This is a genomic window from Herbiconiux solani NBRC 106740 (assembly GCF_001571005.1).
GTDB classification, from domain to species: Bacteria; Actinomycetota; Actinomycetes; order Actinomycetales; family Microbacteriaceae; genus Herbiconiux; species Herbiconiux solani.
In genome coordinates this window covers 255,709-269,061 of record NZ_BCST01000003.1, presented here as the reverse complement: position 1 = coordinate 269,061, position 13,353 = coordinate 255,709, and the positions used below count along the sequence as shown (strand labels likewise).

13 protein-coding genes are annotated in these 13,353 nt (G+C 71.0%); 6 read left to right on the top strand and 7 right to left on the bottom strand.

Annotated features, from left to right (window positions below; translation table 11 throughout):
* Positions 1-42: 42 nt before the first annotated feature.
* Entirely contained in the window at positions 43-561 is a 519-nt protein-coding gene (locus tag HSO01S_RS06865; protein WP_084361410.1) for a helix-turn-helix transcriptional regulator, read from the top strand.
* Positions 562-571: 10 nt separating this feature from the next.
* Positions 572-976, top strand: a complete 405-nt coding sequence (locus HSO01S_RS06860; RefSeq protein ID WP_066039826.1) for a VOC family protein — start codon at positions 572-574, stop codon at positions 974-976.
* A 17-nt stretch (positions 977-993) separates the two neighbouring features.
* On the opposite strand, the gene HSO01S_RS06855 is transcribed toward HSO01S_RS06860, so the two are convergent.
* Genes HSO01S_RS06855 through HSO01S_RS06845 form a run of 3 tightly spaced genes read right to left on the bottom strand, consistent with a single transcriptional unit; the run spans position 994 to position 4,208 of the window.
* Entirely contained in the window at positions 994-2,067 is a 1,074-nt protein-coding gene (locus HSO01S_RS06855) for a threonine aldolase family protein (RefSeq protein WP_066039825.1), read from the bottom strand.
* A 39-nt stretch (positions 2,068-2,106) separates the two neighbouring features.
* Entirely contained in the window at positions 2,107-3,285 is a 1,179-nt protein-coding gene (locus HSO01S_RS06850) for an ABC transporter permease (RefSeq protein WP_084361409.1), read from the bottom strand.
* A complete protein-coding gene (locus HSO01S_RS06845; RefSeq protein ID WP_066039824.1) occupies positions 3,282-4,208 on the bottom strand; it encodes an ABC transporter ATP-binding protein in 927 nt (308 codons plus the stop codon). The genes HSO01S_RS06850 and HSO01S_RS06845 overlap by 4 nt, the downstream gene beginning before the upstream one ends.
* Positions 4,209-4,434: 226 nt before the next feature.
* Between HSO01S_RS06845 and HSO01S_RS19025 the strand changes: the two genes are divergently transcribed.
* Positions 4,435-4,575: a hypothetical protein gene (locus HSO01S_RS19025; RefSeq protein WP_169799954.1), complete on the top strand. Its 141-nt coding sequence runs from the start codon at positions 4,435-4,437 to the stop codon at positions 4,573-4,575.
* Between the two features lie 57 nt (positions 4,576-4,632).
* On the opposite strand, the gene HSO01S_RS06840 is transcribed toward HSO01S_RS19025, so the two are convergent.
* A complete protein-coding gene (locus HSO01S_RS06840) occupies positions 4,633-5,427 on the bottom strand; it encodes a response regulator (RefSeq protein ID WP_066039823.1) in 795 nt (264 codons plus the stop codon).
* A complete protein-coding gene (locus tag HSO01S_RS06835; protein WP_157078949.1) occupies positions 5,424-7,007 on the bottom strand; it encodes a sensor histidine kinase in 1,584 nt (527 codons plus the stop codon). The genes HSO01S_RS06840 and HSO01S_RS06835 overlap by 4 nt, the downstream gene beginning before the upstream one ends.
* Positions 7,008-7,195: 188 nt before the next feature.
* Between HSO01S_RS06835 and HSO01S_RS06830 the strand changes: the two genes are divergently transcribed.
* Positions 7,196-7,951 carry an SDR family NAD(P)-dependent oxidoreductase gene (locus HSO01S_RS06830; RefSeq protein WP_066039821.1) on the top strand — a complete coding sequence of 252 codons (756 nt, stop codon included), beginning with the start codon at positions 7,196-7,198 and terminating at the stop codon, positions 7,949-7,951.
* Between the two features lie 43 nt (positions 7,952-7,994).
* Here the strand turns inward: HSO01S_RS06830 and HSO01S_RS06825 are convergent, their stop codons facing one another.
* Together HSO01S_RS06825 and HSO01S_RS06820 are read right to left on the bottom strand one after the other, a co-directional pair.
* Entirely contained in the window at positions 7,995-8,744 is a 750-nt protein-coding gene (locus tag HSO01S_RS06825; protein WP_066039820.1) for an SDR family oxidoreductase, read from the bottom strand.
* A 90-nt stretch (positions 8,745-8,834) separates the two neighbouring features.
* The gene (locus HSO01S_RS06820) at positions 8,835-10,277 is read right to left on the bottom strand and encodes a DUF6421 family protein (RefSeq protein ID WP_066039819.1); all 1,443 of its coding nucleotides are present in this window, start codon (positions 10,275-10,277) and stop codon (positions 8,835-8,837) included.
* A 403-nt stretch (positions 10,278-10,680) separates the two neighbouring features.
* Between HSO01S_RS06820 and HSO01S_RS06815 the strand changes: the two genes are divergently transcribed.
* Both HSO01S_RS06815 and HSO01S_RS06810 read left to right on the top strand, forming a co-directional pair.
* On the top strand, positions 10,681-11,805 hold the full coding sequence (locus HSO01S_RS06815; RefSeq protein WP_157078948.1) for a hypothetical protein: 1,125 nt from the start codon (positions 10,681-10,683) through the stop codon (positions 11,803-11,805).
* Positions 11,802-13,346 (top strand): GMC family oxidoreductase, encoded by a 1,545-nt coding sequence (locus HSO01S_RS06810; RefSeq protein ID WP_066039817.1) that lies wholly within the window; start codon positions 11,802-11,804, stop codon positions 13,344-13,346. Before HSO01S_RS06815 ends, HSO01S_RS06810 begins: the two co-directional genes overlap by 4 nt.
* Positions 13,347-13,353: the final 7 nt, after the last annotated feature.

Below are 13,353 nucleotides of genomic sequence, written 5' to 3'. Positions count from 1 at the left end.
AAATATACCCCCCTGGGGTAACCATAGGTGCATGATGTGAGGATGAGCGCCGCAGCCCTCGACCTCGACGAGCTCCGCCGCCTGCGTCGCGCCCGCGACCGGATGGACCGGGAGTTCGCTCAACCGCTCGACGTTCCGGCGCTGGCTCGCACCGCGCTGATGTCGGCCGCGCACTTCAGCCGCCGGTTCCGCGAGGTCTACGGCGAGACGCCCTACTCGCACCTGATGACCCGGCGGATCGAGCGGGCGATGGCCCTGCTCCGGCGCGGCGACGTGAGCGTCAGCGACGCCTGCTTCGCGGTCGGCTGCACCAGCCTCGGATCCTTCAGCTCGCGCTTCACCGAGATCGTCGGCGAGACCCCGAGCGCGTACCGGGCCCGGGAGCACGGGGCGAGCGAGGTGGTACCGCTCTGCGCGGCGATGGTGCTGGGGCGGCCGCGTCGCGAGCCGGCGGCCGCATCGATTGCCACATCGGTTGCCGCATCCTCACCGGCCGACGCATCCGATGCCGCACCCGCATCGAGCAGGATCGGAGAAGCCCCGGCCATCGCCGCCCGCTAACGTCGGCGGCATGACCGTTTCTCTCAGCCATGTCCACGTCTTCGTCGACGACCCCGACGAGGCACTCGCCTTCTACCGTGACGCCCTGGGCCTCGAGGTGCGCAACGAGGTCGCCAACGACGGCTTCCGCTGGATCACCCTGGCCACCGCATCCCAGCCCGAGATCGAGATCGTGCTCTCGCAGCCGCACGCCGGGCGCTCGCAGGAGGACGGCGACGCGATCGCCGCCATGCTCGCGAAGGGCGAGCTGCCGGGCATCCTGTTCCGCACGGACGACTTGGATGCGACGTTCGAGCAGGTGCGGGCCGCCGGGACCGCCGAGATCATCCAGGAGCCGGCCGATCAGTTCTGGGGCGTTCGGGATGCGGCCTTCCGCGACCCCGCGGGCAACCTCCTGCGCATCAGCCAGGCCTGACGCCCCAGCGAGGCGGGTCAGGCGGCGGGGGCCTCGAGCTCGCGGGCCAGGGCCGCCGCGAAGGCGTCGATGTCGGCGGGGGTGGTGTCGAAGGCGCACATCCAGCGCACTTCCCCGGTCGCCGGGTTCCAGTCGTAGAACCGGAACGACTGGCGCAGGCGGTCGGCCACCCCGGGCGGCACGATCGCGAAGACCGCGTTCGACTGCGTCTCCTGCGTCAGGGTGACCCCCGGCAGCCCCGACACCGCCGCCCGCAGGCGTGCCGCCATGGCGTTCGCGTGCGAGGCCGACCGCAGCCAGAGATCGGTGCCGTAGAGCTCGATCAGCTGCGCCGAGACGAACCGCATCTTCGAGGCCAGCTGCATGTCGAGCTTGCGCAGGAACGGGATGCCGTCGACCGCCGCCCGGTTCAGCACCACGACGGCCTCGCCGTAGAGCAGGCCGTTCTTGGTGCCGCCGAGCGAGAGCACGTCGACCCCCGCATCCGTCGTGAACGCGCGAAGCGGCACGCCGAGTGAGGCCGCCGCGTTCGAGATGCGCGAGCCGTCGAGGTGGAGGGTCATGCCGCGGGCGTGCACGTGGTCGGCGATCGCCGCCACCTCCTCGACCGAGTAGGCGGTGCCGAGCTCGGTGGTCTGCGTGATCGAGACCGTCAGCGGCTGGGCGCGGTGCTCGTCGCCCCAGCCCCAGGCCTCGACGTCGATCAGCTCGGGCGTGAGCTTGCCGTCGGGCGTCGGCACGGTGAGCAGCTTGAGGCCTGCCACCCGCTCGGGCGCCGCGTTCTCGTCGGTGTGGATGTGTGCCGTCGTCGAGCAGACCACGGCACCCCAGCGGGGCAGCATCGACTGCAGACCGACGACGTTGGCGCCGGTGCCGTTGAAGACCGGGAAGGCCTCGGCCTCGTCGCCGAACTGCCGACGGATGACGTTCTGCAGTTCGGCCGTGTAGACGTCTTCGCCGTACGCGATCTGGTGCCCGCCGTTGGCGCGGGCGATGGCCTCGAGCACCTCGGGATGCACTCCGGCGTAGTTGTCGGAGGCGAAGCCGCGGTAGCCGGTGTCGTGCAGGGGCTGAGTTGAGGAGTCGGTCACCCCTCCAGTGTCTCAAACCCCGCCGACACCGGCGTCCGGTCAGCCGCGCAGGGCGTCCTTCAGGCTCACCCGCGCCCCGGTGCGGAGCAGCGAGTTCGAGTAGATCCGCGAGCCGAGCGCGATCACGAGCGCCGTCGTCGCGACGAGGATCACGAGCGAGACGAGCGGCTCCCACCACGCGGCGTCGCCCAGGAACAGCCGAAGCGGCATCCCGATCGGGGCGGAGAAGGGCACGTACGACATGATCGCCATCACGGTCTCGTTCGAGTTGAAGAAGATGACGAGGAAGTACGGGATCATCACGAGCGTCGTGACGGGGGAGGTGACCGAGGCGACCTCCTCCTGCCGCGAGACGAGGGCCGCCGTCGCCGCGTAGAGCGCCGCGATCAGCACGAAGCCGAAGACGAAGAAGACGACGAACCAGGCGATGGCGGGGCCGAGCAGTCCGAGCAGCGCGGATTGACCCGTGATCGTGAGCCCGAGTACGGCCATCACCGCGATCAGGGCGATCTGCCCGAAGGCCAGGATGCTGTTGCCGACCACCTTTCCGGCCATCAGTTCGCGCGCCGAGATCGTGGAGAGCAGGATCTCGACGACCCGCGTCTGCTTCTCCTCGACCACGCTCTGCGCGATGGTCGAGCCGAAGGTCACGGCCGACATGAAGAACACGATGCCGAACGCGATGCCGATGATGTAGGCCAGGGGGCCGTCACTGTCGTCGGACGGCTCGAGCAGCTGCACCGTCGGGGTGACGCTCAGCAGGGAGACGACTCCGGTGGGGGTGGAGTCGAGGGCGACCACCTCATAGGGGAGGGAGGATGCCGCTCCCGCGTCGCCCTCGGCGGGCACGATCGCGGCATCGACGGTGCCGTCGCGCACGAGCTGCTCGGCGGCTTCGACCGAGTCGGCCTGGGTGACCTCGAGTCCCTGCACGCCCTCGACGACCGCGGAGGTCTGGCCGACGGTCGCGACCTTCGTGGCCGAGGATGCGGCGGAGGCGCCGAGGAATCCGCTCACCACGATGGAGGCGAGGATGGCGAGCAGCAGCACCGCCGTCGAGATGAGGAAGGCCTTGCTGCGCAGCCGCATCGTGATCTCGCGCTGGGCGACGAGCCAGGTGGCCTGCACGACGCCGGGGCTCGACGGGCGGTCGGGGCGGCCGGCGCGGCCGGCGCGAGTGGGCGGCGTCGGACCTGCGGTGGGGGAGAGGGTGCTCATTTCACGACCTCCTTGAAGATCTGCGCGAGGGTGGGGCGGATGGGGGCGAACCGGGCGACGGCACCGGTCGAGACGGCGCGCGCGAGGACGGCCTGCGCGGCGAGCGAGGTCGCGGTCGCAGCGACGGCGGGTTCGGCGTGGGCCGCCGTCGCTGCGACCTCGAACTGCGCGTAGGCGCCGTCGAGCTCGATCACGCGGACGCCGGGGACGTCGCGGATCCATCCCGCATCACCCGAGACCTCGATCTCGTAGCGGGGCGAGGAGTGCTCGTCGCGGAGCTGCTCCCGGGACCCGCTGGCCCGGATCGTGCCGCCCGCGATCACCACCAGGTCGTCGCAGAGACGTTCGACGATGTCGAGCTGGTGGGAGGAGAAGAGAACCGGCACACCGGCCGCCGCCCGCTCGGAGAGCACCGCCTGCACGGTCTCGACTGCGATCGGGTCGAGGCCCGAGAAGGGCTCGTCGAGCACCAGTACGTCGGGGTCGTGCACGAGCGCGGCGGCGATCTGGGCGCGCTGCTGGTTTCCGAGCGAGAGGCTCTCGACGGTCTCGCCGCCGCGCTCGCCGAGGCCGAGGCGGTCGAGCAGGCCGTCGGTGCTGGCGCGGGCGGCCTTGTCGCTCATCCCGTGCAGTCGGCCCAAGTAGACGATCTGCTCGGCGACCTTCATCTTCGGGTAGAGCCCGCGCTCCTCGGGCATGTAGCCGAAGAGTGCGCGGTCGGCGGGGGTCAGGCGCACGCCGTCGAGCGTGACCGTGCCGGTGTCGCTCGAGAGCACGCCGAGGATGATGCGCATCGTCGTGGTCTTGCCGGCACCGTTGCCGCCGACGAAGCCGGTCATCCGGCCGTCGCCGACGGTGAAGCTCACGCGGTCGAGCACTTTCCTGGTGCCGAAGCTGCGGGAGACGTCGTCGATCTCGAGCATGGGGGCTCCTTCCGTGGAGGGTCGTCCTGCACGATCCACGCTACGGAGCGGGGTGATCGGGGGCATCCGCCGGGAGGATGGGCGTGGGGATGTTGGCTCCGCCGGGAGGATGAGGGACGCGGGCGGGGTGGGGATCGGCTGGCAATGCGGGGGATGGTCGGACGGCGGGGCCCCGGGGGCATACCCTTCGGGTACCGAGCCATCGTGCTCCGACGAAGGAAGCATCATGGCTGAGAAATCCGCACGCAAGGCCGTCGCCAAACCCGCCGCTCGCTCGCTCAAAGAGAAGCGCGCCGACAAGAAGGCCAAGGGCGACCGCCAGGATCACTCGGCCGACGTCGTCTCGAACGCCAACAAGAAGAAGTAGCCCTTTCGAGCGCGGGTACCCCCTCGGGCCCCGGCGACGCCCTCGGGTGGCCGTGACTCAGGGCGCCGGGTCGCCCCCGGGTACCGTCACACCGTTCTCGTAGGCGAAGACGACGGCCTGGATGCGGTCGCGGAGGCCCAGCTTCTGCAGCACCTTCGACACGTGCGTCTTGATCGTCGCCTCGCCGAGGTACAGGCGCGCCGCGATCTCGGCGTTCGACAGCCCCAGCGCGATCAGCTCGAGCACCTCCCGCTCGCGGTCGGTGAGCTCGGACAGCCGCGGATGCTCGGCCGTCGCCGACGATGTCGCCGCGAGTTCGTGCGGGGGATGGGATGCCGGAGCAGCCTGAGCGGCTGAAGCAGCCGGGCCAGCCGAAGCGCTCGCCGAGTCGCGGCCGCCGGCAGCCGGCCCGGTGCGGGTGAACGTCTCGATCACGCGCCGGGTCACGTCCGGAGACAGCAGCGCATCCCCGCGGGCCACGACCTGCACGGCCGCGACGAGCTCCTCGGGCGAGGAGTTCTTCAGCACGAACCCGCTCGCCCCGGCCTCGAGCGCCTCGAAGAGGTAGTCGTCGCGGTTGAAGGTCGTGAGCACGAGCACGCCCGTCGGGCTCCCGGCCGCGATGAGCGCCCGTGTCGCTGCGAGCCCGTCGAGCTCGGGCATCTGCACGTCCATGCAGACCACGTCGGGCGCGAGCGCCGTGACGACCTCGATCGCCTCGACACCGTTGCGCGCCTCGCCGACGACCTCGATGCCGTCCTCCGACTCGAGGATCATGCGCAGCCCCACCCGCACCAGATCCTGATCGTCGGCGAGCACGACCCGGATCGGTCCGGCGATCTCATCCGTCATCCCAGATCCTCCCTTCGGGGCGCGCCGAGCGGCAGCCGCGCACGCACCCGGTAGCCGCCGCGCGACCGTGGGCCGAGTTCGAGCTCTCCGCCCGCGGCGTTCACGCGTTCGCGCATGCCGATCTGCCCGAGACCGCGCCGGGATGCAGCGCCGAGCGCGCCGGACGCCGAACCACCACCCGCACCAGCACCGGGTGCACCCGTACCGAGTGCACCCGTGCCGCTCGCATTCGCCCCGCCCGCACTCGCAGCCGTTCGGCCGGCGCCGCCGGCCGCCGCGACTCCCGCGCCGGTGTCGCTGATCTCGAGCTCGACCGCCCCGGGCAGGTAGCGGAGGCGCAGGTCGACGGTCGCTCGTGGCCCGGCGTGCTTCCGTACGTTCGTGAGCGACTCCTGCGCGATCCGGTACAGCGTGAGCCCGATGGCGGGAGGAACGGGCTGGGCTTCGCCGATCGTCGTCCACTCGATCGGCAGGCCCGTCGCCTCCGCCTCCCGGATCAGTTCGGGCAACTGCTCGACGCCCCGGGTCGACGTGGAGCGGCTCGCCGAGGGCAGACCCGACGCGTCTCGACCGGAACCGCCTGGCCCGCCCTCGGGGCCGGGCTCCTCCTGCCGCAGCGCCCCGAGCATCCGGTGCAGTTCGTCGACCGCCTCGCGCCCGTTCGACTCGATCACGCCGAGTGCCTCGATCACCCGCGGGTCCGGGTTCGGGTCAGTCCGTACGCCCGTTGCCGGCTCTGAACCCGCCACCGCCGAGCCCGTCACCCCCGAGCCCGATGCCGCCGAGCCCGCCACCGCCGAGGCACCCTTGCTCAGGATGCGCCGGGCCGCCCCCGCCTGCAGACCCATGACCGAGACGTGGTGGGCGACGACGTCGTGCAGCTCCTGCGCGATCCGCACCCGTTCGAGCGCCACGGCCTGGCGGCTGCTGACCTCGCGCTCGCGCTCGAGCTCGGCGGTGCGCTCGGTGAGGGCCTCGCGCTCCTCGGCCGCGGAGTAGGCCGCGTTGCCGAAGACGATCGCGGCCCCGAAGTAGAGCAGGTTGGTGATGATCTGGATCAGCCCGATGGCCAGGAACTGCGAGGTGACGCCGTCGTGCGAGACGCCCGGCATCGAGTCGGGTGTGATCGCCTGATAGACCAGCACGCCGACGAGCCAGAGCACCATGCCGGTGGTGATCACGACGCGGACGGCGGTCGCGAGCATCCGGTTGTGGCCCCAGGCCCCCACCGAATAGATGGCGAGGAAGAGGCAGATGTTGGCGAAAAGCTGCTCGTAGACGCCGTTGTACTGCCCGGTCACGAAGGTGACCGAGACGACGAGGGCCACGAGTTCAGGCATCCGCCGCCGGAACGCCAGCGAGCCGGCGATCACCACCGCCCAGATCGCGGTGGCCCAGGGCGGGGCGTGCGGCTGATCGACCGCCCCGAGGTAGAGCAACGAGCTCACCCAGGCGGCGACCGCGAGCACCCCGGCGACCACCGCGTCACGACGGTACCCGGATGCGGACGGGCGCGGCCGCACCCAGTCGCCGCGCCGCATCCATTCGCCACGGGGGCGCGGTGCGGTGGGTGCGGACATGACTCAACGGTAGCGAGGGCCTCCGACAGCCACATCCGTCTCGAGGGGGAGGAAGCCGAGGTCGACGTGCAGGCCGGATCTTGCACTCCGAGACGGAGGGGAAACGGAGCCGACGGGACTACGGTGTGCAGGTAATCGACGATGATCGCTCCCGACGGAGCCGGGAGCCCGACAGGAAGAAGCATCCCATGGCTGTCTACGACGTCGCAGGACGATCCGCGATCGTGACCGGAGGCGGATCCGGCATCGGCCGGGCCGTCTCGCTCGAACTGGCGAAGAGCGGTGCCGCCGTGCTCGTCACCGACCTGCGGGAGGAGACCGCCCGGGCGGTCGTCGACGAGATCCGCGCGGCCGGCGGAACGGCGGAGGCCCTCGTGGGCGACGTCACCGACCCCGAGTTCGCGGTGCAGAGCGTGGCGGCGGCCGAGAAGCTGGCGCCCCTCGGCATCGCGGTCAACAACGCCGGCATCGGCGGCGAGGCCGCGACCATCGGCGACTACTCGCTCGACAGCTGGCGCAAGGTGATCGAGATCAACCTCAACGCGGTCTTCTACGGCCTCAAGGCCCAGCTGCCCGCGATGGCCGCGAACGGCGGCGGCTCGATCGTGAACATGGCCTCGGTGCTCGGGACCGTCGGCATCCCGATGTCGTCGGCCTACGTCACGGCCAAGCACGGGCTGACCGGCCTGACCCAGAACGCGGCGCTCGAGTACGGTGCGCAGAAGGTGCGCGTCAACGCGGTCGGGCCCGGCTTCATCCACACCCCGCTCGTCGACGCGAACCTGTCGGCCGAAGCCCAGGAGGCGCTCGCCGCCAAGCACGCCCTCGGGCGGCTCGGCACGCCGGAGGAGGTCGCGGGGCTCGTCGCGTTCCTCGCCAGCGACGCCGCCTCGTTCGTGACGGGCAGCTACCACCTGGTCGACGGGGGCTACGCGGCCCAGTGACGCGGGCGCCGGCCGGGCCACGGACCAGGGTGTCCGGGCCCGGTCAGTCGCCGGTGAGCGGGATGCGTTCGCCGTTGAGTTCGGAAGCCGGGCTCGTCCACAGGGCGACGATCGCGTCGGCCAGCGCCGCCACGTCGGTGAAGCCGGGGAACGTCTTCGACGGGTCGGCCGCCCGCATGCCGTCGTCGACGAGCGCCTTCACGACGAAGATCGTGGCGGCCGTGGTGAGTTCTGCGGTGCGCGAGGCGGCATCGCGACGGAAGCCGTCGGCGACCGACCGCATCCACGATTCGCCCGCCGCCTTCGAGGCGGTGTACGAGGCACCGGATGCGGTCGGGGCGCTCACGGTCGTCGACGAGACGAACGCGACGCGGCCCGCGTCGGAGGCCAGCAGTGCCGGGTAGAACGCCCGGGTCGTATTGCGGAGGGTGCGGAAGCCGCGCTCCATGGCCTCCCACGCCTCGTCGGTCTGGCCGGGTATGCCTTTGCCCCCGACCCAGCCGCCGACGAGGTGGATGAGGCCGTCGACGCCGCCGACGGCCGCGCCCGCCCTGTCGCCCATGAGGCGCGCCGCGAGGGCGTCGACCGCGGCGCTGTCGCCCAGGTCGCACACCTCGGTGCGGACTCCGGGCACCCGGTCGCGCAGGGCGTCGAGCTTCTCGGCCGAGGTGCCCACCGCGATCACGGTCGCGCCCGCCGCGGTGAGGGCCGTGCAGACGGCGGTTCCGGATGCGCTGGTCGCGCCGGCCACGACGACCCGTCGCCCGCGCACCCCGTTGGTCTCTTCGCTCATGGCCCCCATCCTCCTCGAACCCTCGCCGAGAAGTCACTTTCACGTCCAAAACCGTGTGGGTAGACGTAAAAGTGACTTCTCGACGACGCGTCAGGCTCCCGTGATGCCCGCGGTCGACTCGATCACGGTGCGCATCTTCTTGTCGAGCGCCTCGTAGAACATCGAGAGCGGGAACTCGTCGTCGAGCACGGCATCCGTGAGCCCCCGCGGCGGCCCGTCGAGCGGCAGCGCCTGCGGACCCCGCGCCCAGACCGACGCGGGGTTCGGCGTGAGCGTCGAGGTGATCAGCGCGTAGGCCGCGAGCCAGTGCGCCGTCTTCGGGCGGTCGATCGAGCGCCAGTAGAGCTCGTCGATCGCGTCGCCGAGCGCGGTCACGGCGTCGGCGACCTCGGGCCAGTCGATCGTGAGGCGGGTGTCGGTCCAGTGCAGCACCCCGCGCTGGTGCAGCCACGCGAACAGCAGTTGCCCGCCGAGACCGTCGTAGTTGCGCACCCGCGAGCCCGTGATCGCGAAGCGGAAGATGCGGTCGAACAGCACCGCGTACTGCACCAGCTTCGCGTGGTCGAGGAGCTCGGCATCCGCATCGCCGAGCGGCGAGCCCTCGGCCGCCAGGCGCCGCTCGATGCGCACCGCCTCGCGGAACGCCGCGAGGTCGCACCGCAGCTCCTCGAGCGAGTAGAGGAAGAACGGCATCCGCTGCTTGATCATGAACGGGTCGAACGGAAGGTCGCCGCGCATGTGGGTGCGGTCGTGGATGAGGTCCCACATCACGAAGGTGCGCTCGGCCAGCTGCTGGTCGCCGAGCAGGCGCTCGGCATCCTCGGGCAGGTCGAGCCGGGTGACGGATGCCGCCTCCCGCACCACCCGACGGAACCGCGCGGCCTCGCGGTCGGCGAAGATCGCACCCCAGGTGTACGTGGGGATGCTCGAGGTGGCGACCGACTCAGGGAAGAGCACGGCCGAGTTCGTGTCGTACCCGGCGGTGAAGTCGAGGAAGCGGATGGGCACGAAAAGCGCGTTCGAGTAGTCGCCGGCCTCGAGGTCGGCGATGAAATCGGGCCAGAGCACCTCGACGAGCACGGCCTCGACGTGACGGTCGGTGCTGCCGTTCTGCGTGTACATCGGGAACACGACGAGGTGGCGGGCGCCGTCGACGCGGTGCCGTTCGGGCCGGAACGCCACCAGCGAGCTGAGGAAGTCGGGCACCCCGAAGCCGGCCTCGGCCCAGGCGGCGAAGTCGGCGCGGACCGCTCGCAGGTACTCGTCGTCGTGCGGGAAGCGCGGAGCGAGCCCGGCGATGCCCTCGACGATCTGGGCGACGAGCTCGCGGGCCTCGGCGTGGTCGACCGGGTCGGGGACCGAGCCGTCCTTCGCCTGGAGGGGCTGCACGCGGGCGACCGCGTCCTTCAGGGCGAGCCAGTAGGGGGAGGAGACGAGCTCGGCAGCCGTGCTGGTCTCGTCCTCGACGACCTCGGGTTCTCCGATGATGGACTCGGCTGCGGCGGATGCGGGAGCGGCGGGATGTGCGGACATGATTGAACCTCCGATCGGTCGTCCTACCGAGCCTAGGTGCAACGCATCCGGGCTTCTTTGACCCTGACGCGGCTTCTTTGCGCGCCCGCGCGGCTGACGCGCGGATTATCGCCAGGGCGGGAGCGTGCCAACCATTCCGCACCCGACTCATATCGGCTACCGGGCACGATGTCAATGGGATGCGTTCGTCGATTTTATTATTAGTCTGTCTAATGTCTAGTTCAACTAGGCACATAATCCGACCGACCCGATAACCGGGCCACGCACTCCGAGGAGCCTCTCGTGAACGACACCATCCCGACCATCACCACCCTCGTCCACCCCGACGTTCTCGACTACGTCAAGGCCCGGTTCGGATACACCGAACAGGACCTCATCCTCGACAGCCTCGACGCCGCCTGACGTGGCGGACGCAGCAGGAGCACAACTCCCCTCGCGGCGGACACTGGTGTTCCTGCGTGCGACCGGTGCGACCGATCGGGCGATCGACGGCCTGGTCGACGAGCTGTCGGCCGGCTTCGGCATCCTCTCGATCGACGTTCCCGGTGTCGTCGGCGCGGACGGATCCGCCCCGGCGGCGGTCGACGAGGCCGCCGACCACGTGCTCCGGGGTATCTCGGAGCAGGCGCTGTCGCGCTGGTTGATCTGCGCACGCTCCGGCTACGGCGAGATCGTCTCGGCCGTCGTAACTCGCGTGCTCGACGGCACGGCTTCCGTGTTCGGCCTGGCCGGCGCGGTGGAGCTCGCCTCGCCGTCACCGGTGCGCGAGACCGCGGGCCTCCCGGAGCGACACGAGACTGCCGTTCCCCGTGCATCCTTCGAGGCGCCCGGGGCGCCCGCGAACCTCGTGCCCCGCGGCGGCGTGGCCGCCCTGGCCGCACTCATCGCCGCGTTCGCCGAGGGCGCGGCCTTCGCCGGACCCGAGGTGCCGGCCGACTTCGCGAGGGTCATCGCGTCGCCGCGGACGAGCTCGCGCACTCGGGGCATCCTCGCCCGGCGGCTGCTCGCCGACGACGCGTCCTACCGCCCGACGTGCCTCACGCCCGACCAGCTCGTGACGCTGCGCGCCGTGGCCGATCGAGTCGTGCCGCAGGAGGGCCGAGCCATCGACCTCGCCGCAAGGCTCGACGCCCAGCTCGCACGCGGCGAGGGTGACGGCTGGCGGAGCGCGGAGCTCCCGACCGATCCGGAGGCATACTCGCTCGCCCTCACCGCTCTCGGCGGACTGCAGGACCAGACCCCCGCGGATCAGGACGCCCGGCTGCAGGCGGTCGCCGCATCCGAGTATTCGCCTCCCGGTGCGGAACTGACGGCGGCGCAGCTCGGCACGTGGTTCGAAGACGCCTGCGCCGATCTGACGCGGCTCTGGCTGGCCCATCCCGCCTCGCTCGCGCGCGTCGGCTTCGACGGGTTCGCGACGGGGGGCGACGCCCCGCGCAAGCTCGGCTTCCGGGTCCTCTCCGCCGGAGAGCGGGAGAGCTGGGAACCGCGATTCGATCTCCTCGACACCCCGGGAGGGCGAGCATGAACCTGACTGCGATGCGCATCCATTCGAGCGAGACCGTCGTCGACGCGGTGGTCATCGGCACGGGAGCGGGCGGGGCGCCGATCATCGCCGCTCTGGCGGCACGCGGGCTCAGTGTCGTGGCGCTCGAGGCCGGCCCGAACTTCGAGCCGAACGGCTACACGACGGATGAGACCGAGGCCGTCGAGATCAACTGGATGTCGGAGCGTCTGAGCGGAGGCGAGGACCCGACCGCGTTCGGCCAGAACAACAGCGGCCGTGGCGTCGGGGGCTCCACGCTGCACTGGGGCGCCTTCGCTCCGAGGCCCACCCGGGCCGACATCCGCCTGCGCTCGGACTCGGGCGTGGGGGAGGACTGGCCGGTCGACTTCGACGAGCTCACCTCCTACCTGCAGAAGGTCGAGCGCGTCATCGGTGTCTCCGGCCCCGCCGACTACCCGTGGGACCCATCGCGGCGATACGCCTACCCGGCCACCGCGCGGAACGCGTCCTCGGACATGATGGTGCGCGGCTGCGAGGCCATCGGCATCAGAGCGACGGATGCACCGGCCGCGGTACTGACCCGCGACCACGATCAGGATCGGTACGGCCTGCGTCAGGCGTGCATCTCGTGCGGCGCCTGTCACCAGGGCTGCCGGACGGCCTCGAAGGCCAGTATGGACACGACCTATCTGCCGGCCGCGGTCTCGTCCGGCGCAGAGATCCGGGCCGAGGCCATGGTGCACGGCTTCGAGCGGGATGCGGTGGGCCGGATCACCGCCGTCGTCTACCGCCAGAACGGTCGCGACCACCGACAGCGCTGCGCGAACGTCTTCCTGTGCGCCGGGGGCGTGGAGAGCGCACGACTGCTCCTGCACACCGGAGTCGGCAACAGCAGCGGCCAGGTCGGCCGCAACTTCATGGTGCACGGCGCGACGCAGGTGTGGGGGCGATTCGACACCGAGATGCGCGGCTACCGCGGCTACCCGTCATCCATCATCAGCGAGGACATGGTGCGGCCCGCGGGCGTGGACTTCGCGGGCGGCTACCTGATGCAGAGTCTCGGTGTCATGCCGCTCACCTTCGCCACGTCGCTCGTGCGCGGGGCGGGGCTGTGGGGGCGGGAGCTCCTCGAGGCGATCGACGACTACCCCTTCATGGCCGGGGTCGGGATCAACGCCGAATGCCTGCCGGCCGACGGGAACCGGCTCGAGCTGACCGGTGAGCTCGACGAGCACGGCATCCCCAAGGCACGGATCTCGTTCTCGGCGGGCGCCAACGAGACGGCGATCGACGAGCACGCGATCGCCACGATGACGGCCATCGTCGAAGCCGCCGGCGCGCGGTCGACCCGGGTGCTGGCGCGCACGGCGCACACCGTGGGAACCTGTCGGATGGGAACGGATCCGGATCGCTCGGTGGTCGATCCGGACGGCCGGTCACACGATGTGCCGAATCTCTTCGTCTCGGACAACTCCGTCTTCCCGAGCTCGCTGATCGCGAATCCGGCGATCACGATCATGGCCATGGGGCTGCGGACAGCCGACCGGTTCCTCGCGGCGTGACCCGGCG